Origin of the sequence: Stenotrophomonas sp. SAU14A_NAIMI4_8 (assembly GCF_003086695.1) — a bacterium.
Classification (GTDB): domain Bacteria; phylum Pseudomonadota; class Gammaproteobacteria; order Xanthomonadales; family Xanthomonadaceae; genus Stenotrophomonas.
Genome location: NZ_CP025999.1, coordinates 618,814 through 638,986, shown reverse-complemented (window position 1 = coordinate 638,986; position 20,173 = coordinate 618,814). Strand labels below are relative to the sequence as shown.

16 protein-coding genes are annotated in these 20,173 nt (G+C 65.4%); 6 read left to right on the top strand and 10 right to left on the bottom strand.

All coding sequences use genetic code 11. The features are described 5' to 3' along the window. Positions 1-325: 325 nt before the first annotated feature. The 3 genes from C1930_RS02835 to C1930_RS02825 form a co-directional block, all read right to left on the bottom strand. Positions 326-562: a YdcH family protein gene (locus C1930_RS02835; RefSeq protein ID WP_108748418.1), complete on the bottom strand. Its 237-nt coding sequence runs from the start codon at positions 560-562 to the stop codon at positions 326-328. A 323-nt stretch (positions 563-885) separates the two neighbouring features. Further along, the gene (locus C1930_RS02830) at positions 886-1,770 is read right to left on the bottom strand and encodes an OmpA family protein (RefSeq protein ID WP_108771033.1); all 885 of its coding nucleotides are present in this window, start codon (positions 1,768-1,770) and stop codon (positions 886-888) included. After that, on the bottom strand, positions 1,767-2,132 hold the full coding sequence (locus C1930_RS02825) for a DUF4398 domain-containing protein (RefSeq protein ID WP_108748416.1): 366 nt from the start codon (positions 2,130-2,132) through the stop codon (positions 1,767-1,769). Before C1930_RS02825 ends, C1930_RS02830 begins: the two co-directional genes overlap by 4 nt. 123 nt (positions 2,133-2,255) lie before the next feature. Here C1930_RS02825 and C1930_RS02820 point away from each other — a divergent pair, with 123 nt between their 5' ends. From C1930_RS02820 to C1930_RS02810, 3 genes are all read left to right on the top strand, one after another. After that, the gene (locus C1930_RS02820) at positions 2,256-3,386 is read left to right on the top strand and encodes a PilT/PilU family type 4a pilus ATPase (RefSeq protein ID WP_108748415.1); all 1,131 of its coding nucleotides are present in this window, start codon (positions 2,256-2,258) and stop codon (positions 3,384-3,386) included. Positions 3,387-3,496: 110 nt separating this feature from the next. Continuing rightward, the gene (locus C1930_RS02815; protein WP_108771032.1) at positions 3,497-4,786 is read left to right on the top strand and encodes a putative DNA modification/repair radical SAM protein; all 1,290 of its coding nucleotides are present in this window, start codon (positions 3,497-3,499) and stop codon (positions 4,784-4,786) included. Position 4,787: 1 nt separating this feature from the next. Continuing rightward, complete coding sequence (locus C1930_RS02810; RefSeq protein WP_234412727.1) at positions 4,788-6,233, top strand: UdgX family uracil-DNA binding protein; 1,446 nt, start codon at positions 4,788-4,790, stop codon at positions 6,231-6,233. A 348-nt stretch (positions 6,234-6,581) separates the two neighbouring features. Here C1930_RS02810 and C1930_RS02805 read toward each other — a convergent pair whose 3' ends face one another. The 5 genes from C1930_RS02805 to C1930_RS02785 all read right to left on the bottom strand — a co-directional run bounded on the left by C1930_RS02805 (position 6,582) and on the right by C1930_RS02785 (position 10,934). After that, complete coding sequence (locus tag C1930_RS02805; protein WP_108771031.1) at positions 6,582-7,409, bottom strand: Fic family protein; 828 nt, start codon at positions 7,407-7,409, stop codon at positions 6,582-6,584. A 9-nt stretch (positions 7,410-7,418) separates the two neighbouring features. After that, the gene (locus C1930_RS02800) at positions 7,419-8,249 is read right to left on the bottom strand and encodes a hypothetical protein (RefSeq protein ID WP_159093531.1); all 831 of its coding nucleotides are present in this window, start codon (positions 8,247-8,249) and stop codon (positions 7,419-7,421) included. Next, on the bottom strand, positions 8,249-8,680 hold the full coding sequence (locus C1930_RS20140; RefSeq protein WP_159093529.1) for a hypothetical protein: 432 nt from the start codon (positions 8,678-8,680) through the stop codon (positions 8,249-8,251). Before C1930_RS20140 ends, C1930_RS02800 begins: the two co-directional genes overlap by 1 nt. A 563-nt stretch (positions 8,681-9,243) precedes the next feature. Next, the gene (maiA, locus tag C1930_RS02790) at positions 9,244-9,930 is read right to left on the bottom strand and encodes a maleylacetoacetate isomerase (RefSeq protein WP_108771030.1); all 687 of its coding nucleotides are present in this window, start codon (positions 9,928-9,930) and stop codon (positions 9,244-9,246) included. A 14-nt stretch (positions 9,931-9,944) separates the two neighbouring features. Beyond that, positions 9,945-10,934: a fumarylacetoacetate hydrolase family protein gene (locus C1930_RS02785; RefSeq protein WP_108755329.1), complete on the bottom strand. Its 990-nt coding sequence runs from the start codon at positions 10,932-10,934 to the stop codon at positions 9,945-9,947. A gap of 911 nt (positions 10,935-11,845) precedes the next feature. On the opposite strand from C1930_RS02785, the gene C1930_RS02775 reads away from it, so the two are divergent. Continuing rightward, positions 11,846-13,267: a DEAD/DEAH box helicase gene (locus C1930_RS02775; protein WP_108752081.1), complete on the top strand. Its 1,422-nt coding sequence runs from the start codon at positions 11,846-11,848 to the stop codon at positions 13,265-13,267. A 531-nt stretch (positions 13,268-13,798) separates the two neighbouring features. Here the strand turns inward: C1930_RS02775 and C1930_RS02770 are convergent. Then, on the bottom strand, positions 13,799-16,393 hold the full coding sequence (locus C1930_RS02770) for a M14 family zinc carboxypeptidase (protein WP_108771029.1): 2,595 nt from the start codon (positions 16,391-16,393) through the stop codon (positions 13,799-13,801). A gap of 62 nt (positions 16,394-16,455) precedes the next feature. Next, positions 16,456-19,095 carry a TonB-dependent receptor gene (locus tag C1930_RS02765; RefSeq protein ID WP_108755326.1) on the bottom strand — a complete coding sequence of 880 codons (2,640 nt, stop codon included), beginning with the start codon at positions 19,093-19,095 and terminating at the stop codon, positions 16,456-16,458. Positions 19,096-19,283: 188 nt separating this feature from the next. On the opposite strand from C1930_RS02765, the gene queD reads away from it, so the two are divergent. Both queD and C1930_RS02755 read left to right on the top strand, forming a co-directional pair. Next, on the top strand, positions 19,284-19,646 hold the full coding sequence (gene queD / locus C1930_RS02760) for a 6-carboxytetrahydropterin synthase QueD (protein WP_108748405.1): 363 nt from the start codon (positions 19,284-19,286) through the stop codon (positions 19,644-19,646). A 114-nt stretch (positions 19,647-19,760) separates the two neighbouring features. Then, positions 19,761-20,114 (top strand): phasin family protein, encoded by a 354-nt coding sequence (locus C1930_RS02755; RefSeq protein ID WP_108751458.1) that lies wholly within the window; start codon positions 19,761-19,763, stop codon positions 20,112-20,114. The last annotated feature ends 59 nt before the right edge of the window (positions 20,115-20,173 follow it).

Genomic DNA, 20,173 nt, shown 5'->3' with positions numbered 1-20,173 from the left:
TGGCGCCGAAAGTCAGGCACCGCGATGCGCATGCGTTTGTGGCGGCCAGGGCGGGCCAACCAAGGTTGGCCCCTACCAAAGCAGGGTCAGGCGGACCAGGAAAGGAGGATGCGGACGGCCCCGGATCGACGAGGAGACCGGTACCGCCCGCATCGGTGGACTCAGGCTGATGGGATGTCCGCAGGCCGGGGCCTGCGGGCCAAGGCACCACCGCCTGTGGTGCCTTGGCGCGGCCGCCGTTTCTGGCGATACCGCGGGGCCAGGTCACGTGCCTGGCCGGGCCTTCGATGGCCGGATCACGCCGTTCCGGGCGTGAGCGCGTGCGTCAGTGCGTGGGGGACGTCGTGGGAAGCGGGGTTTCGTACATACGCAGAAGGCGTTGCTTGGCCAGCAGCTTCTCGCGCTTCATTCGACCCAGGGTGACATCATCGATCGGGAGGACACCCAACTCCGCGTCCATGCACTTCTTGTTCAATTTACGGTGCTGGTCATGGAGTGCCCGGAACTCCGGATCACACGCGCGACGGGCGTCGATCTCGCTCTGGGGCTGATCTTCAAACATGATGGACCTCCTTCGACAGATACACGAACGCCCCGGCCGCAAGGCACGGGGCGTTGTTCATGGAGGAGCGCCGGGAGATGGCCACATGGGTGCGCACCACGACCCGCGGCACTGGCCTGCGCACGTCGGTCTGCTGCGGTTCGCGCCCTGCTTGCATCGGCCCGGCCCTCCCATCGTCCGGTCCGCGGCATTGCGTCCCGGACGATTGACCCTACGCTTGCTGCAGGCCGGGTTCAAGCCCCTGCGACAAAAAGACCGAACCCCACCGTGGCGGGGTTCAGGCTGAATACTCAAAGCAACGAAAAACAAACAAATTCAATCAATTACGGGGCCACGATGACCTCGGCCGAGCGGGCCTTGGTGGACGCGGCCTTCTTGCCGGCCACCTGGATGCGGTTGCCTGCGACACCGGCCGCCACCAGCGCGTCACGCAGGGCTTCGGCACGCTTCTGGCCCACGCCAGTGGCGCTGTCATAGGCCTCGATGCGCACCCGGCCCTTCTTGCCGATGTTCAGGTACTCGGCCAGGGCCTTGGCCTGGCTCTTCGCCCCGCCGGACAGGCCGGCCGCACCGGCGGCAAAGGCGTCACCGCCCAGGGTGAAGACTTCGCCACGACCGTCGAACTTCGAGCCCGGCAGCTTCTGCCCGGATACCAGCTCGGCCTCTTCACGGGCCAGCTTGGCCGCGTTCTGCTGGGCCGCGCTCAGGCGCTGCTGCTGCTTGCCAGCCACGCTGGTCAGGGCGTTTTCGGCGTCCTGGCGGGCCAGGGTCTCGGCCTCGGCGGCCAGGCGCAGGCGCTCGGACTCCTCGGCCTGCATCTGCGCCTGCATGCGCAGCTGTTCGGCTTCCTGGCGGGCACGGGCCGCGTCGCGGCGGCTGGCTTCGATCAGCAGATCGCTGCGGGTGCGCTCCAGGCGGTCCACCTCGCGGGCGGCCAGGGCGGCGCGCACGCTGGTTTCGGCGATATCCACACGGCGCTCGGCCAGGTAGGTGGCCAGCTCCTGGTCGCGGCGCTTGGCCTTTTCCAGGGTAGCGATGGCCTGCTGGGCCTGCATGCGCTCGAAAGCGCCCAGTTCAGCGGTGTCCGGGTTGGCCTGGATCGCCATCAGGCGCTGGGTCAGCTGCCCCACCATGGGGTTGTCGGCGGCCAGGGCCAGGCCCGGCAGGGCCAACGCGGTGGCCAGTGCAAGGGTGGAAAGCGTCTTCATCGACGGTCCTCCCCGGTCGACAGCTGGCGCTGCAGCTGGTTCACCTCGTTGCGGCGCAGCTGCAGCTGGGCGGTGGCGGTGGCCTCCTCGCTGCGGGCGCGGGCCAGGTCGGCGTCGGCGGCCGCGCGCAGGGCCAGGGCCGGGGCGTTCTTGCGCTCGCGGCGGTCGCCGGCGGCGCGCTGGGCCTGTTCCAGCCCCTGTCGGGCCAGGCCGATCAGGTCTGGCGCATATTGGTCGGCATCGGCCTGGGTGGCCTTTTCCACGGCCTGCTGGGCCTGGGCCAGTTCCAGCGCGGCTTCCTGCGCCCCAACGGGGGCAGACACCGCGAATGCCAACGCCATCACATACAGGCCCTGGCGCATTTGTGCGAAGCTAAGTCGTTTCATTGGGGAGGCCCGTGCCCGGTTGTCGGTACGTGGCCATTGTCGTCAAGCCGACGCCGTGCTTGCAACGGTCGCTGGCGGTTTCGTTGGGGAAAATTCGCGATGGATATCGGCTACTTCCTGAAGCTGATGACCGAAAAGAACGCCTCGGACATGTTCTTGACCACCGGTGCGCCGGTGTACATCAAGATCGAAGGCAAGCTGTACCCGCTGGGAAATACCGGCCTGCCGCCGGGCATGGTGAAGAAGATCGCCTACTCGCTGATGGACGAAGGCCAGGTGCCGCAGTTCGAGCGCGAGCTGGAGCTCAACATGGCCATTGCCCTGCCCGACGCCGGTCGCTTCCGCGTCAACGTGTTCAAGCAGCGCGGCGAGGTGGGCATGGTCATCCGTGCCATCCGCAGCCGCATTCCCAGCATCGAAGAGCTCAATCTTCCGCAGGTGCTGAAGGATGTGATCATGACCCCGCGAGGGCTGGTGCTGGTGGTGGGGTCCACCGGCTCGGGCAAGTCCACCTCGCTGGCGTCGATGATCGACCACCGCAACAGCACCACCACCGGGCACATCCTCACCATCGAGGACCCGATCGAATACCTGCACAAGCACAAGATGTCGATCGTGAACCAGCGCGAGGTCGGGCTGGACACCCATGCCTTCCACAACGCGCTGAAGAACGCGATGCGTGAAGCGCCGGACGTGATCCTGATCGGCGAAATCCTGGATGCGGAAACGATGGAGGCGGCGATCGCCTTCGCCGAAACCGGCCACCTGTGCCTGGCCACCCTGCATTCCAACAACGCCGACCAGACCATCGAGCGCATCCTGAACTTCTTCCCGGAAAGCGCGCACAAGAACGTGCTGATGAACCTGGCGCTGAACCTGCGTGCGGTAATCAGCCAGCGCCTGGTGAAGAACAAGGCCGGGCGCCGCCTGCCGGCCACCGAGGTGCTGATCAACACGCCGATGATCCGCGACCTGCTGCGCCGCGGCCAGGTGCACGAGATCAAGGCGGCGATGGAATCGTCGCTGGAAGAAGGCATGGAAAGCTTCGACCAGTGCCTGTTCCGGCTGGCCAAGAGCGGCGTGATCGAGCAGGAAGAGGCGCTGCGTGCGGCCGATTCGCGCGATGGTCTGGCGCTGAAGTTCCGCCTGTCCGAAGGCGGCAGTGGCGAACACGATCCCTACGCCGATTTCTCGTCGGCCACCCAGCCCAGCATCACCCACGGGTTCTGAGCCCATCCGCCGGGCATGGTACGGGTAGCGCCGGGCCATGCCCGGCGGCAATCCTGAAGGGTTAAGGGGCTGTCTCACCGAATGAGACAGCCCCTGCGTAGGTTTCCGCCATGGAAACCCTTCGCAAGCTGGCCATCCTGGCCGATGCCGCCAAATACGATGCCTCCTGCGCCTCCAGTGGCGCCGGCAAACGCGATTCGCGCACGTCTGGCGGCATTGGCAGCACCGAGGGCATGGGCATCTGCCACAGCTACACGCCCGATGGCCGCTGCGTGTCCCTGCTGAAGATCCTGCTGACCAACTTCTGCGTGTACGACTGCGCGTACTGCGTGAACCGCGTCTCCAGCAACGTGCCGCGCGCGCGCTTCAGCGTGGAGGAAGTGGTTTCGCTCACCCTGGATTTCTACAAGCGCAACTACATCGAAGGGCTGTTCCTTTCCAGCGGCATCATCCGCAACGCCGACTACACCATGGAACGCATGGTGGAAGTGGCCCGGCAGCTGCGCGAGGAGCATCGCTTCGCCGGTTACATCCACCTGAAGACCATTCCCGAGGCGTCCCCGGAACTGCTGGCCAGTGCAGGCCGCCATGCCGATCGTCTGTCCATCAACGTGGAACTGCCCACCGATGCCGGGCTGGCCGCGCTGGCCCCGGAAAAGACCAGCCATACCATCCGCGGTGCGATGGGTGAACTGCGCTGGCGCATCGACGAGGCCAAGGAGGCCCGCCGCGCGCCGCCTGCCGTGGCGGCCACATCCACGCCCACGCGCAGCGCGCGCCCGCGGCCGCCTCGCTTCGCCCCGGCCGGGCAGAGCACGCAGATGATCGTTGGTGCCGACGGCGCCAGCGACCAGCAGATCCTGCTCAGCGCCGATCGGCTGTACGGCAACTACCACATGCGGCGGGTGTACTACTCGGCCTTCAGCCCCATTCCCGATGCCAGCCGCCAGTTGCCGGTGCAGCCACCGCCACTGCAGCGCGAACACCGCCTGTACCAGGCCGACTGGCTGCTGCGCTTCTATGGCTACGGCGTGGATGAGATCACCGACAACAGCGGCGACGGCATGCTGGATCTGGATATCGACCCGAAGATGGCCTGGGCGATCCGGCACCCGGAGCGTTTTCCGGTGGACCTGAACCGCGCGCCGAAGGAACTGCTGCTGCGCGTACCGGGCCTGGGCGTGCGCAACGTGAAGCGGGTGCTGATGGCGCGCCGGCACGGACGGCTCCGGGTGGCCGACGTGGCGCGCCTGAAGGCGCCCATGAACAAGCTGCTGCCGTTCGTGCAGCTGGCCGACCACCACCCGCGCAGCGCGCTGGACGACCCGGCCGCGCTGCGTGCGCGGCTGGCGCCGCCGCCGCGCCAGGGGTCGCTGTTCGACGCGCCACCGGCGGCCTGACGTGCAACGCTGGTCGCTACGCGTGGACCCGCCGTGGTCGCTGCAGGCCTGGCGCGATGGCGCGCGCGGGGCGCTGCTGGCTGCGGTGCCGCCATCGCAGCTGGACTGGTTGCCGGGCCATGAGGCCTCGCTGCTGGATGCCCCTGCCCTGCCCGACGCGACGGCCAACCCGGCGCAGGGCGCGCAACCCGGCGTGCCGCGTGATTTCCTGGAACTGGCCGCGACCGTGCTGTGCCACCGCGAACCACAACGCATGGCCCTGCTGTACCGGCTGCTGTGGCGGATCACCCATGGCGAACGCGCGGTGCTGTCCAACCCGACCGACGCCGACGTACTGCGGGCGATGGCGATGGCCCAGGCGGTGCGCCGCGACACGCACAAGATGAAGGCCTTCGTACGCTTCCGCGAAGTGCCCGGCGAACAGGACGCGTTCATTGCCTGGTTCGAACCGGAACACCACATCGTGGATCGCGTGGCACCGTTCTTCGCGCGCCGCTTCGCCGGCATGCGCTGGGCGATCCTGACCCCCGGTCGCAGCGTGCAGTGGGACGGCCAGGCCTTGAGCTTCGGGCCGGGTGGCCGGCGCGAAGATGCGCCGGCCGAGGACGCGCGCGAGGCGTTGTGGCAGACCTACTACGCCAGCATCTTCAACCCGGCGCGGCTGAACACCCGGATGATGCAGCAGGAAATGCCGGCCAAGTACTGGCGGCACCTGCCCGAGGCGCAGCTGCTGCCGGGCCTGGTGCGCGAGGCGGCAGGCCGGGTGCAGGACATGCACGACCGTCCCGCCCAGGCACCGCAACGGCGGGTGCCGGCACGGGTGCTGTCGGCCCCTGCCGTGGATGGAAGCCTGGCGGCGCTGCGCGCGCAGGCCAGCACCTGCCAGCAGTGCCCGCTGTGGGAGCCGGCCACCCAGACCGTGTTCGGCCAGGGCCCGGCCGATGCGCGGGTGATGGTGGTGGGCGAGCAGCCCGGTGACGTGGAGGACCTGAGCGGCCGCCCGTTCGCCGGGCCCGCCGGGCAACTGCTGGACCGTGCGCTGGCCGAGCTGGGCATCGACCGCGCCACGCTGTACCTGACCAACGCGGTGAAGCATTTCCACCATGAGCGACGCGGCAAGGTGCGGCTGCACAAGCGGCCGGAAAGCCGCCACGTGCATGCCTGCCGGCCCTGGCTGCTGGGCGAGATCGCGCGGGTGCGGCCGCAGCTGATCGTGTGCCTGGGGGCGACCGCCGCCATGGCCGTGTTCGGGCGGGACTTCAGCCTGGCCCGTGATCGCGGGCGCTGGCACACGCTGGACGATGGCACCCGCGGCTATGCCACGGTGCACCCGGCGTGGGTGCTGCGGCAGGGCGATGAGGCACGCCGCGAGGCCGGCTATCGGCTGTTCCGCGAGGACCTGCGGCAGATGCTGGTGAATGCGCAGGCCGGCCACGCGCGCGGGTAACTCCAGGGTCCCACGCTTGGCCAAGTATCGCGGCTTGCCCTAGTCGTTGCCGCGTGGCAGCGCTGTGCGGTACGCCGGCCTCGTCATGGATTGGACCTGCAATTCCGTAGATCAGTGAGATCGATCCCGATCTGCTACGACCAGAAGTTCTATTCCGGTGCACGGGAAGGGAAGCGACCTCTGGCTGACAGGCCTGCCCCTCATAGCATGGCGACAGACCAGGCGAAAAATCGCGATTTCCTTACGCTCGAGGCGAAAGGGACCAGCGAGGAGCAATAGACTGAAAGCCTCACGCAGGGCAACAGGTCCCAGATTCCGGAAACAGGGACGCAAGGATCCCTGGTTGCGCTACCCTCTTACGCAGACGCTAATTAACCGATGCAGATCCCTCGAAACTGCATCTACCTGCTGCGCATCACCTTCCGTCAATGCCCGCTCAAGCGAGGCAATCGCACTTCCTGCCAGATCAACAGCAAAACTAGCAGCCTCCTTGCCACACGCGGACAACATCGAGAGATCTCCTTCCCGTGCGCAGCGAGCCGCAATATGAAACGCCTGCCCACGGTCCCGGTGCAGGCATACAAGCGTCAGTATCTCTATCGGATCGGCCAAAGCTTGCAGACTATCTGCAGCAAACAACAATCGCGCCAATCGTCCGTTTCCATCACGCAACATGTGAATGGTAAGCAGTACCAAATAGCTCGCCAAGCGAACGTCGCGGGACGCAAGGTTCATGGTCGGCGACGAGCGCAGTTGGAACCAAGACTTCAGGGCCACTTGCGCGCGATCCTTCTGCGGAGGAAGGAATCTCGAACTGAACATATTCTCAGTCCTGACAACCACGTCCCCCGTCCTTACCGATCCGCGGTGTCCAGATATCGGACTGCCACGCTTGCACAGAGCTTCAATCGAAGTTGCGCTACTGATTGAACTCAGCTTGATCGCCAGCGCGCTGTCGTCATACCGTTGCTGAAGCGAATCTACTGATCGGTAGTAGCTGTCATAAGACTGCAGAGAATCATGCAGAATGAGACCCAGGAGCCAATGCGACAGGACCGAAGGACTGCCTAGCTGGACTACTGCCGCAGGCCTCGCAATCGTTGCTGATTGCGAGGCCTGCTCAAACAACGACGCTACCCAAACCGGACTTGCAGAAAACCGGATGTCAGGGTTCATCTCTTGAAATCACCTGCGACTATAGACGTCGATCTGTTCGTCAGCTGAGTCTGAATTCCCCAGCTTTGTGACATCACTCCACAGATCCGCATTGGGTCGGGGATCGGGACCGGCCGCACTCACGCCCATGAGCTGTGCATTCATACCCAGCTGCCGCAGAAACTCAGTCGTGTACTGCTGCACGGCAGCAGGATTGGCGACCGATCCGGTTGGCAAGTTCCTACCAAGGAGATACTCCGCCCGGTGATCTCCCAGAATTTTGGCGACTTCGACCTTCGCTCGCAGCATGTCCTGCACCGTCTGAGCATCCATTCCCCTCTTAGTAAGCATTGCGTACTCGGCTGCGGCAGCCTCCTCGTATGCATAGAAGGCTCCCTGCGTGGCGGCATTTTTCAAGGCCGGCATCGCTCCTGGCACTTGACCTCGCCGGATGAGAGCAATGCCGTACAGCATCTTCGATTTCGGATCAGCTGATCGCTCAAGTTCCTTCAGGTCAATCCTATCCAAAGCATCCAGTTCCGCCTGAGTGGGATAGTAATGCTTCTCGAGCCAAGCCAGCTCTGCCTTGGACAGTGCAACCAGCCGCGGGTCACTGGCCGCAAGCTGCGACGCGGGTACTTGGACAGAATCAATCCGCCCTTCAGCAAGGGAGCTTGCTCCAATGCTCTCCATTGTCCGCCCCCCTGCTTTGACTAAGCCGGATAACGAATCGGAGCCCGCATCGGCGCCCGAAATTGGCTCAGCCGATCCCGTTCGAAACCACACAGCCGCCCCTATCGCCACCCCGGCAGCGACAACCACAGCACCTATGTCCGCAGATTTTCTATTAAATAAGGACATTACCAGCAAATCTCCTGATACTCCGCAGACCACTTTCGGCACCAAGCCTCATCCTGGGCAGCATTGAATGCCGGACCAGAAGTCCAAGGCTGTATGTACTCCCACTGAAGGAACTTGGAATACGCCCATGCTTGCCCCTGTACATAGGGCATGAAAAATCCCTTGTTGGGCTCAGGGATATTGGCCAAGCCGACGGCGACCATATCCTCGTTCAACTGCGCATCACACGCCGCCTTGTCTTTTCCGACGGTCCCATAGCAGACATCGTGGGCATTACAGGCGTCAGTAAATATACCGCCATAGCCCGCAGCCACCCCAGCAGAAACCGGGCTGACAAGAAAATCAGGCACCGGCATTCCCCCTACGGCCCCACAACCGTTGACCAACAGGACAGGAGGATTATAAACATTACACCCATAGTCCGAATCCATGATGGACGGAAAATCAGTACACCACATGGTGATCCGCTCGCGCTCCGGATCGCCCGAGTTACCGTCATTTCCCCAACCACCTCCGCCCCCCGCCGAAACCGGGAAGGAAGAAAACAGGGGGCCTTACCTCACATCCATTGGTAGTACAGAAACTACCGGAGGCGAGGGCTGCGTCTACGACTAGGCCACCTCCTGTAGCAATCAGGCACGAAATCAATCCCTTAAGAGCCTTGGAACCTTCCATAACTACTCCTTGTCAAAAATTCCCATACTCCCGGCATGGACACCCTTGCTTCACCGAAGCATTGGTCCACTCCACCTCTAGGAGACACGCAGACGACAGCCTTCCTCGACCACCAACGAACTGCACCTGGCGGACACAACAATATTCTCGGGTAACGCAGAATCGAGAAATCCAACTCCGATCACACTTTTTCATTTAGCGCAGGTTGGAGACTTCCACTCTAGCCGAATGGACACGACAGACTGATTGTTCCCGACAACGAACACTATTAGCGACAAAGCGCAGACTGTCCAACTCCTGATCAATGCCAGGGAATAACTCACCTCACCGCATCAACCTGGTTTTCCGGGCGGGCGCGATCGAAGGCGTCCACGGCCTGGCAGGCGGCCTCCATGCGGCGCAGCGTCGGGAACGGCGCCAGGTCCAGTCCAAACCGGTGCGCGTTGTACAGCTGCGGCATCAGGCACAGATCGGCCAAGGTGGGACGATCGCCGTGGCAGAAGCGACCAGTGTCGCCGCTGCTGGCCAGCATCGTTTCCATGGCCGCCAGCCCTTCGGCCATCCAGTGCAGGGTCCACTGCGTGCGCGCGTCGGCCGGCACCTGCAGATCGCGCTCCAGGTACTGCATCACCCTCAGGTTGTTGATCGGGTGGATATCGCAGGCCACCAGCTGTGCCAGGCCACGCACGCGTGCACGGCCGGCGGCGTCGGCCGGCAGCAGCGGCACCTGCGGGAAGCGCTCGTCCAGGTATTCCAGGATCGCCAGCGACTGGTTCAGCGTGTGGCCGTCATGCAGCAGGGTTGGCACCAGCTGCTGCGGGTTGAGCGCGGCATAGGCACCGGCATGCTGCTCGCCACCGTCGCGCACCAGGTGCACCGCCCGGCCTTCCCAGGCCAGGCCTTTCAGTTCCAGGCCAATGCGTACGCGATAGGCGGCGCTGGATCGCCAGTAGGTGTACAGCACGATGCCGTCGTCGACCGGGCCGTCATCAACCAGGATGTCCATCGCCGCCTCCATGCTCAGGGCTTGGCCGCTTGTTCGATGCGCTGCTCGATGGCACCGAAGATGCTGTTGCCGGCGGCATCAAGCATTTCAATGCGCACCACATCGCCGAACGACATGAACGGCGTGCTCGGCTTGCCGTCGCGCAGGGTTTCCACGGTGCGCTGTTCGGCGAAGCAGGAGGCACCCTTGCTGGTGTCTTCATTGGCGATGGTGCCCGAGCCGACGATGGCGCCGGCGCCCAGCGGGCGGGTCTTGGCGGCATGCGCGACCAGCTGGGCGAAATTGAACTGCATGTCCACGCCGGCTTCCGGAGCACCGAACCAGGCGCCGTTGATGTGGGTCAGCAGCGGCAGGTGCACCTTGCTGTCCTGCCAGGCATCACCCAGCTCATCGGGGGTGACGAACACCGGCGACAGCGCCGAGCGCGGCTTGGACTGCAGGAAGCCGAAGCCCTTGGCCAGTTCGCCGGGAATCAGGTTGCGCAGCGAGACATCGTTGACCAGGCCGATCAGCTGGATATGGCCGGCGGCCTGTTCGGCGCTGACCGCCATCGGCACGTCGTCGGTGATCACCACCAGTTCGGCTTCCAGATCGATGCCGTAGTCCTCGCTGACCACCTTTACGGCATCGCGCGGGCCGTAGAAGGCGGCGCTGGTGGCCTGGTACATCAGCGGGTCGGTGTAGAAGCTTTCCGGCACTTCGGCGCCACGGGCGCGGCGCACGCGCTCGACGTGCGGCAGGTAGGCGCTGCCATCGACGAATTCATAGGCACGCGGCAGCGGCGCGGCCAGGGCCTGCGGGTCCAGGTCGAACACGCCATCGGCATCGCCGGCGTTCAGCGATTCGTACAGGGCGTTCAAGCGCGGTGCGATGTGGCTCCAGTCTTCCAGCGCCTGCTGCAGGGTGGCGGCGATGCCGGTGGCGCGTACGCCGTGGCGCAGGTCACGCGAGACGACGATGAGGGTGCCGTCGCGGCCGCCTTCCTTCAAAGAACCAAGCTTCATGGGTGGGTGTCCGGAGTCGTGGGCAAACAAGTTTCAAGTGTAATCAAATGCACGGCGTAGCCAAGCTGCAGCGCGGCATCGGCCCACCCTACCGTAGGAGGGGGTTCGGCAGGGCTTGCAGCCCTGCACCTGCTTGGAGCAACGGCAACGGCCGGAGCAACGTCAAAAGCGGGCATTCCGTGGGATGGCGGGGCGGTGTCGGATTGCGGGGACGCCGCAAGTACGTCCCTGTAGGCTTGGCCGCGGCATCCATGCCGCGGACACCCCGCAATCCGACACCGCCCCGCCTTCGACAGGTTCACGCGGCTGTTGGTAGGTGTCGACCTTGGTCGACACATCTGTCGGATATCGAATGAATTCATCCGTGTCGACCAAGGTCGACACCCACCAGAGCAGAGCGCCGTTCCGACAGTTCGCGGCCAACCGTCGAAGGCGGGGTGGGTCCGGTCGAGGGGGCGTGAGCCGCATGGATGCGGCGACCGAGCTTACATGGACGTACTTGCAGCGTCCCCCTCGACCGGACCCGCCCCGCCATCCCACGGATCGCCCGCTTTTGACGTTGACGTTGACGTTGACGTTGACGTTGACGGTAGCGGGTGCAGGGCGCAGCCCTGCCAGCCCCCTCCCCTTCCCTGAACAGGGGTTTTTGCGTGAGGTCTCAGGCTTCGGTTAGACTATGCGGGTCTGCAGCGGCCGTCCGTTTCCCTTCGGGATCGCCGGCGACCGGGGTCCGCCCCTTCGCCCGCCCCCACTCCGACACCGTTCGTCACGCATTCCAGCCTGTGCTCCGCGCCGGCTGCACCCAACTTCTCGCAGCGCGGTTCACGGGAACGCTCCGAGTCAGCCGATCAGTTTGATCTGCCCCCGCCTGTCCGATCGGTCAGGCGTTTCTTGTACTTGGAGCAAACTCAATGTCTTTTGAATCGCTGGGCCTGGCGCCCTTCCTGCTGCGTGCGCTTGCCGAGCAGGGCTACGAAAACCCGACCCCGATCCAGCAGCAGGCAATTCCGCTGGCGCTGGCCGGTCGCGACCTGCTGGCCGGCGCACAGACCGGTACCGGCAAGACCGCCGCCTTCGGCCTGCCGCTGCTGCAGCACCTGGGCACCGCATCGCAGGAAGTGCGCAGCGGCCCGCGCAAGCCGCGCGCGCTGATCCTGGCCCCGACCCGCGAACTGGCCACCCAGGTGCACGACAGCCTGCGCGGCTACAGCAAGTACCTGCGCATTCCCAGCGCCTGCATCTACGGTGGCGTGGGCATGGGCAACCAGCTGGACATCCTGCGCCGTGGCGTGGATCTGCTGGTGGCCTGCCCGGGCCGTCTGATCGACCACCTGGAGCGCCGCAGCATCGACCTGTCCGGCATTGAACTGCTGGTGCTGGACGAAGCCGACCGCATGCTGGACATGGGCTTCCTGCCGTCCATCAAGCGCATCCTGGCCAAGCTGCCGAAGCAGAACCGGCAGACCCTGCTGTTCTCGGCCACCTTCGAGGACAACATCCGCCAGCTGGCGCTGGAGTTCATGCGCAACCCGGAACAGATCCAGGTGACGCCGAAGAACACCGTGGCCGAAACCATCACCCACCGCGTGCACCCGGTCGACGGCGGCCGCAAGCGCGACCTGCTGCTGCACCTGCTGGCGCAGGACAGCCGCGAGCAGACCCTGGTGTTCGCCCGTACCAAGCACGGCAGCGACAAGCTGGCTGCGTTCCTGGAAAAGTCCGGCATCAAGACTGCGGCGATCCACGGCAACAAGAGCCAGGGCCAGCGACTGCGTGCACTGGGTGATTTCAAGGCCGGCCGGGTGACCGTGCTGGTGGCCACCGATATCGCCGCGCGCGGCATCGACATCAACGAACTGCCGAAGGTGATCAACTTCGATCTGCCGATGGTGGCCGAAGACTACGTGCACCGCATCGGCCGTACCGGCCGCAACGGTGCCACCGGCCAGGCGATTTCGCTGGTCGCACAGGATGAAGTGAAGCTGCTGCGCGCGATCACGCGTCTGCTGGGCCGCGACATGGATATCCGCGATGTGCCGGGCTTCGAGCTGCAGGTGCCGATCCGCTGGGGCAACAGTGCGCCGGGCAAGGCCGAGCACGAAACCGGCGAACGCGCCCCGCGCAAGAGCCACGCCCGTCGTCCGCACGGCGATGCGCCGCGCCACGCGCATGCCGGCCCGAAGAAGTCGGGCGGCGGCCGTCGCGAAGGCGGTGGTAATGGCCAGCAGCGTGCAGGTGCTGGCGCCGGCCAGGGCCAGCGTCGTGGTGGTGGTGGCAATGGCGGCGGCCGCGGTCGTGGCCAGGGCGGCAACGGCGGCGGTCGCGCTGGCTGATCCTGGCTGACGGTTGATACGCTTCCCGCTGCGCGGGAGGGCTATCGAGGGACGGCGCTGACGCGCCGTCCTTTTTTTGGGTTGGCTACCGGGCGGTAGAGCACGCGGCTGGTTCTATCTGGGCGCTGGGACGCGGGGGCGGCGCTGCAGACATTTCCAGCGCCTTCTTGTCCCGCCGGGTAGTCGGAACAAGAAAGATCAAGTTCAAATTCAAATTCAAAAACAAAAGCCGAAGCAGGAGCTTCGGCTTTTGCTTTTGCTTTTGCCCTTGCTCCCGCCTTGGGGTTTGATGCGTCCGCGCCCGCAGGAAACTGTCTGGGGAGGACGGAGGGGTTGCGCAGGACCGCAGGCGCCATGGGCCCGAGGCATGCCTCGGGCGGGTTGGGCAGGACGCCCAACCCCGGTCTTGCCGTGTGCGCAGGATTGCGCACACGAGCAAGGCGCCTACGAGCCTACAGGGACGTACTTGCGGCGTGTCCTGCGCGGCCCCTCCGTCCTCCCCACCCCAGCATCAACAAGGCGCCCAACACCTCAACCCCGCGCTTTACTAGGATTCACCAGATTCCCGAAGAAGATCGCGTTGATCAGCAGGCGATCCGTGCCGTGCCAGTACTTGCGGTGCGCCGGATCATCGGCAAACAACACCACGTTGCCCTGCCCCTGCGCCGATACCAGCAGCCAGGCACTGCCCGCCACGCGGCTGCGGTTGCGCTCGGACAGATAACCGTTCACCCGCGGCGGGCTGTCGATGCGCACCACCGTAGAGAACGGATTGGCACTGGGCTGCAGCACCACGGCATTTTCCTTGTTCACCGCCAGCGGCCGGCGCGGTACGCCGAAGGCCAACGGGTGCGAGGTATCGGCGTCGGCACTGAGGATGTTGCCGCTGACCCGTTCGATCGCAGCGATATCGCGCTGGTCACCGAACGCGCGACGGCTCTCGTCGGCGGCGTCCTCATCCTTGCCCAGCGTTTCGCCCTCGGCCAGCTTCTGTTCGATCGCCCACTTCGACGCGCTGCCGTAGGTCACCAGCGAACCGCCGGCCTGCACCCAGCGCTTCAGTGCGGCCACCGCTGTGGCATCCACGCCGGCGTAGTTGCCGCCAGAGAGGACCAGGGTGGTGTAGCGATCCAGCGGCACCTTGCCCAGCTGCTGCGGGTCCAGCTTGCTGGCCGGCAGATGCAGTTGCTGGTCCAGCAGGAACCAGGCCGAGCCGATCTCGGTGGCGGTCACGCCCTCGCCCATCACCAGCGCGACCGCCGGCTTGCGCAGTGCCTTGACGCTGTCGCTGCCCAGATCGATGCCATCGCGGCTGCGGCCGCTGGCCAGGGCGTGGGCCTGTACGCCGGCACTGCGCGTGGCCGCGTTCACTGCATCCAGCAGTGCCGCGCCCTGCAGCGACTGCCCTGCCACGGGAATCACGATGCTGCCTGCAGCGAAGGCCACATCACCCTGCGCCGTGCCCGCGGTGAACGGCTTGAACGCGGCACGCGCCAGCACGCCCTTGCCCTGCAGTTCGGCCAGGGCACGGCCGGCGTTGTAGTCGCGCCAGTCGATGACATAGGCGAACGTCGCCTGGCCACCGACCACGCCACCGCCGGCCGCCGGCAGTTCGGTCACCGCGGCACCACCGTCGATGCGGCTGCGGCTGCCGGCGAAGGCCACGCCATAGGCCGGCGCGATCGCATAGCTGGTGCTGCCGTAGAACACATCGCCCTTGATCGGCGGGGTTTCGGCGAAGATCGAATGGACCAGGCGGAACTGCGCCTGCTGCACCGGCACCACGTAGGCGCTGCCAGCGCTGAAGGTCTGGCCATCGACGGTGACATCGCGCGGCAGCGCATGCACATCGATCCGGTGCAGCAGCAACAGCTCAAGCAAACGACGGGTCAGCGCCGGATCATGTGCATCGCCGAACACGAAGCTCTTCACCGGCTGCTGTCCGGCCTGCTTCAGTGCGCTCTGGAAGAAGCTCTTCTGCAGGTCGAACAGACCACTGTGCTCGGTGACCGCGCCGCGCACGGTGCCCAGCCCGGTGGCCACCTGGTTGCGGATGGTGAACGGGAAGGTCAGCAGACCGTTCACCGATTCCTGCACGCGCCCACGCGAGCTGGCCTGTTCCACCGTCACCCCCACCGCACCGTGGAAATCGGGGTAGGTAGATCCGTAGACCGGCGAGAAGTTGTCGTAGTTTTCGCCGGTGTAGTACAGCGATCCCAACGCATCCAGCGACTGCGCGTGGTACTTGGCCAGGGTCTTGTTGAACTCATACGACGCCGCCGGAATCAGCGGGCTGTGCATGCTCTTCGGCGACGGCTCGAAGTAGTAGGTGTTGTCCTTGCCCATCTCGTGGAAGTCGATCTGCACGTTCGGGTACCACTGATGGAACACCTCCACCTTGGGCCGCGAATCGCGCTGGGTCAGGGCCAGCCAGTCGCGGTTGAGATCGGTGAAGTAGTGGTTGGTGCGGCCCTGCGGGAAGGGTTCGACGTGTTCCTTGTCGGCCGGGTCGGCCGAGGCAGGCTCGGAGGCCCAGGCGTTGTGCCAGTTGGCGGCGCGATCGCGGCCATCGGGGTTCTGCGCCGGGTCGAACAACACCACCGCCTGCTGCAGCCACTGCTGGGTTTCGGCGCTGCGGTTGGCCACCAGGTAGTAGGCGGTCAGCATGGCCGCTTCACCGCTGGAGGTTTCGTTGCCGTGCACGCTGTAGCCCAGCCACACCACCACCGGGCTGTCACCGGCCGCGCTGCGCGGCTGCGCCGGATCGACCAGGGTCGCGTGCTGCTGGCGGATCTGCTCCAGCCGGCCCTGGTTGCTGGCGGCGGTGACGGTGGCGATCAGCAGCGGGCGGCCTTCGTAGCTGCGGCCGATCTCGCGCACGCTGATCTTGTCCGAATGGCGTGCCAGTTCCTGGAAGTACGCCACCAGCTGGTCATGCCGGGTGAAGCGACTGCCGATCGGATAGCCCAGGAACTGTTCCGGGGTGGGAATGCTGGCGTCGAAGGCCGAGGCCTCGCTGGCCTGCGGGAAAAAGTAGGCGCTCTGCGCATGGGCCACGCTGGGCGCGGCGAAGACGGTGGCGGCGGCGATCAGCAGCGGCAGTACGGTACGGCGATGCAAGGACACGGTGTTTTCCCGGAATGCAGGGCAGCGCGACCGGCCAGTGCTGGCCGGTCGCGGCCGGTGGTTCAGAAGCGGTAATCGAAACCGACGGTGAAGTAGCGCCCGCGCAGGTCGTACTGGCTGAAGTCGTACGGCGCGCGGATACCGGGGAACGAGGCGTCGTACGGCGGCTCCTTGTCGGCCAGGTTCTGCACCTTGGCGTACAGGGTCAGCTGTTCGAAGCCGGTGTAGGCCAGGTACAGGTCCAGCTGGTTGTAGGCATCCACGCGATCCTGCACCGCCGCGGCCGCAGTACTGGCCTTCTGGTCGTAACCGCTGGTGTAGTACCAGGTCAGCGCGGCCTTTACGTCGGCATAGCGCCAATCCAGCGTGGTGGTGGCCTTGTTCTTGGGCAGGGTGGCGCCCAGGTTGCTGCCGGCGTAGTCCACCAGCGGTCCGCCGACCACGGTCGGGCGACGGTAGTCACGCACGTGGGTGAAGGCGCTGGACACGGTGAAGTCGCCGAACGATTCGGTGGGAATACGCTGGCGCAGTTCCACATCGATGCCCGAGGTCTTCAGGCTGCTCAGGTTCTGGTAGCGGTTGTAGACCGCCAGCAGCTTGCCGCGGTCGTCGCGCAGCACCGCACCGGGCACGTTGTCGGTCACCAGGGTCTGGCTGTTGTTGGTGCCGACCAGGTTGTCCAGCTCGATCTTGTAGTAGTCCACGCTCAGGTTGGTGTTCGACCACGGCGACAGCACGAAGCCCAGGTTGTAGCTGCGGGTGCGCTCGGGCTTCAGATCATTGTTGCCGACGGTGAAGAAGGTGGGGTTCTGGCGCGAGCCCGGCACGTCCGGATCACGCGGATCGATCACGCTGCCGTAGGAAATGCTGGTGCTGTTCGAGTTTTCCGACAGCGACGGCGCGCGGAAGCCCTTCGAGGCCGAGGCGCGCACCAGCAGGATGTCCAGCGGCTGCCAGCGCAGGCCCAGCTTCGGCGAGAACGCATCGCCGAAATCGCTGTAGTGGTCGGCGCGCGCGGCGGCGGAAAGTTCGAGCGTGGAGGCCAGCGGTACGTTCACTTCGGCGTAGGCTGCGGTCACCTTGCGCTCGCCGTGCACTTCGGCGATGGCCGGGCGGATCTGCAGGCCGGCGTCGATCTGCCAGGGGTTCTCCGAATCCAGCTTCTCGCGGCGCCATTCGGCACCGGCGGCGAAGCCGATATCACCGGCCCAGGTGCGGCCCAGCGTGCCCGACACCTTGGCATCGATGCCCTGCAGCACCGATTCGGCCGGGCGCAGCGTGCTGATGTTGATCGCGTTGATGACCTCGGCCGGGGTGGCCGACGGGTTCAACAGGTTGTAGCTGCCCGTGGCCAGCGCGTCGGCCAGCGCCCAGCGGTTGGCGAAGCCGCCGGACACGGTCTCGCGCTCGCTGCTGCGTGCACCGAAGGCGCCCACTTCCCAATCCCAATTGTCGGTGCTGCCGCGCAGGCCGACCAGGCCGCGGTAGGCCTGCGAACGGTTGGTCTTGATGGTGCCGCCCAGGTCGAAGAAGGTGTATTCGATGGGAATGGCGCGGCCATACGGGTTGTACGGGCTGCTGGCCGGCAGGTTGGAGGACACCGGTTCGGCCAGCCCGGTATCGGCGTTCAGCGCGAAGCGGCCACTTTCCAGGGTGAAGTAAGGGCTGCTGCCAAACCAGGACACGCCCTTGATATCGCTGTACAGCACTTCGCCGAAGGCTTCTACGTTGTCGCTGACGCGGAAGGTGCCGTTGACGTAGGCCTGCCAGCGCTTGGTGGACGGAATGAGGGTGGTGTACGGCGCCTGGTTGAAGCCGCAGGTGTTGCCGGCCAGGCCGTCGATCGGCGCGCTGGCCACCAGGGTGGTGCCGGTGGGGCAGTTGCCGTTGGCGTCCAGCATCGGCACCGAAGTGCCATTCACCAGATAGCGGGCGCCTTTGGCCGACCAGCCGTTCCAGCGGCCGCCGGGCTGGTCGCTGTAGATGCCGCTCTTGGTCAGGTCGCGCTGGTCCTGGTCCAGGCGATCGCGGTTGTAGCCTTCCAGGCTGACCAGGATGTTGTAGCCGTCCTTGTCCAGATCGCCGATTCCGCCGACGAAATGCAGCTTCTGTTCGTCCAGCCCGCCCTGGTCGGCGGTGCCGGTGCTGCCGCCGACTTCGGCGCCCTGGAAGTTCTGCCGGGTGATGATGTTGACCACGCCGGCCACCGCGTCGGAGCCGTACACGGCCGAGGCGCCGTCCTTGAGGACTTCGATGCGTTCAACGGCCACCAGCGGCAGCGCGTTGAGGTTGACGAAGGTGTCCGACAGGCCGCCGGCCGGGAAGCCGTAGTTGGCCAGGCGACGGCCGTTCAGCAGCACCAGCGTGTTCTTCTGCGAAAGGCCGCGCAGGCCGATGCCGGCCGAACCCGACGCCCAGCCGTTGTTGGTGGTTTCGTTGGCGGCGTTGCCGGTGTTGGCCGAGATCGAGCGCAGCACGTCGGCCACGGTGGCCTTGCCGCTGGCCTGCAGCTGCTCGTGGCCGATCACCTGCACGGGGTTGGAGGCTTCGGTGTCCGAGCGCTTGATGTTGGAACCGGTAACGCGCACGGCGGCCAGGGTGCTGGCCTCGCCGCTGGCGTCGGTGGAGGTGTCGGCCGCCGCGGACAACGGCGTGGCCAGGGCAGCCGCAAGGGCCGCTGCAAGGAGGGTGTTCTGGGGCATGACGTTCGTGGGGTGGTGGTGACGACAAGTTCCGCAGTAGTCCATGCCTGGCCCGGTCCGGACCAATAACATCTCTTCATACGGATATAAGAGAAGCTAACATCTCTTTATCAAGATGGAAATGAAATGTTTACATCAGCAACCGATGCAGGCGGGTCAGCGACCGGCCGGCGGCGTACAATCGCGGCATGGAAATCTTCAAAGTCTTCATGCTCGAGGCGGCGCATCGCCTCCCCAACGTGCCGCCGGGGCACAAGTGCGCGCGCCTGCACGGCCACTCCTTCCGGGTGGAACTGAAGGTGGAAGGCGAGCCCGGCGCGCAGACCGGCTGGATCATGGATTTCGGCGACGTGAAGGCGGCCTTCCAGCCGATCTACGAGCGCCTGGACCACCACTATCTGAACGACATTCCCGGCCTGGAAAACCCCACCAGCGAGAACCTGGCCGTGTGGATCTGGAACGAGCTGAAGCCGGTACTGCCCGCGCTGAGCGAGATCACCGTGCACGAAACCTGCACCTCCGGCTGCCGTTACCGGGGCCCGGGCGGCTGATCAAGCCATTGATCCTGAAAGAATTTTGAAGGCGCCTCGGGCGCCTTCGTTATTTTTGTTGCAATGCCGCATGATCGGCGTATGCTGCATTGCATCAACTTCTTCGACGCAGCCATGGCCAACGCCTTCGCCGATCGTTTCAGTGATGCCACCCGCCAGCTGGCGGCGGCCGCCACCCGTGCAAACCGGATGGCGCTGGAGAACGCGGAAAGCATGTTCGGCGTGCAGTTGAAGGTGATGGAACGCAACCTGACCGCGACCGGCGGCTGGCTGGGCGAACTGGCCCGCAGCGAGGACCCGGCAGGCTTGCTGCCCAAGGGCGCACAGCTGTGGCAGGACAACCTGCAGCGGCTGGGCCAGGCCCAGCAGGACATGGTCGATCTGGGCCTGCAGGCCGGAAAGGCCTGGTCTGAACTGGTACAGGGCCACAACGAATCCCCGGCGGACGCCACGGCCAACAGCCACTGACGTTACGCCCACGCTCATTGCATGGGTCCCTCCCCCCATGCAATCCGGACCCGGCAGAT

Excerpts from the sequence above, each read along its gene's own strand:
- maiA (WP_108771030.1), bottom strand. The coding sequence starts at position 9,930 with ATGGACATCCTGGTTGATGACGGCCCGGTCGACGACGGCATCGTGCTG.
- C1930_RS02765 (WP_108755326.1), bottom strand. The coding sequence starts at position 19,095 with ATGCCCCAGAACACCCTCCTTGCAGCGGCCCTTGCGGCTGCCCTGGCC.
- C1930_RS02785 (WP_108755329.1), bottom strand. The coding sequence starts at position 10,934 with ATGAAGCTTGGTTCTTTGAAGGAAGGCGGCCGCGACGGCACCCTCATC.
- C1930_RS02820 (WP_108748415.1), top strand. The coding sequence starts at position 2,256 with ATGGATATCGGCTACTTCCTGAAGCTGATGACCGAAAAGAACGCCTCG.
- C1930_RS02825 (WP_108748416.1), bottom strand. The coding sequence starts at position 2,132 with ATGCGCCAGGGCCTGTATGTGATGGCGTTGGCATTCGCGGTGTCTGCC.
- C1930_RS02800 (WP_159093531.1), bottom strand. The coding sequence starts at position 8,249 with ATGTCCTTATTTAATAGAAAATCTGCGGACATAGGTGCTGTGGTTGTC.
- C1930_RS02775 (WP_108752081.1), top strand. The coding sequence starts at position 11,846 with ATGTCTTTTGAATCGCTGGGCCTGGCGCCCTTCCTGCTGCGTGCGCTT.
- C1930_RS02755 (WP_108751458.1), top strand. The coding sequence starts at position 19,761 with ATGGCCAACGCCTTCGCCGATCGTTTCAGTGATGCCACCCGCCAGCTG.
- C1930_RS02830 (WP_108771033.1), bottom strand. The coding sequence starts at position 1,770 with ATGAAGACGCTTTCCACCCTTGCACTGGCCACCGCGTTGGCCCTGCCG.
- C1930_RS02815 (WP_108771032.1), top strand. The coding sequence starts at position 3,497 with ATGGAAACCCTTCGCAAGCTGGCCATCCTGGCCGATGCCGCCAAATAC.
- C1930_RS02805 (WP_108771031.1), bottom strand. The coding sequence starts at position 7,409 with ATGAACCCTGACATCCGGTTTTCTGCAAGTCCGGTTTGGGTAGCGTCG.
- C1930_RS20140 (WP_159093529.1), bottom strand. The coding sequence starts at position 8,680 with ATGGATTCGGACTATGGGTGTAATGTTTATAATCCTCCTGTCCTGTTG.
- C1930_RS02835 (WP_108748418.1), bottom strand. The coding sequence starts at position 562 with ATGTTTGAAGATCAGCCCCAGAGCGAGATCGACGCCCGTCGCGCGTGT.
- queD (WP_108748405.1), top strand. The coding sequence starts at position 19,284 with ATGGAAATCTTCAAAGTCTTCATGCTCGAGGCGGCGCATCGCCTCCCC.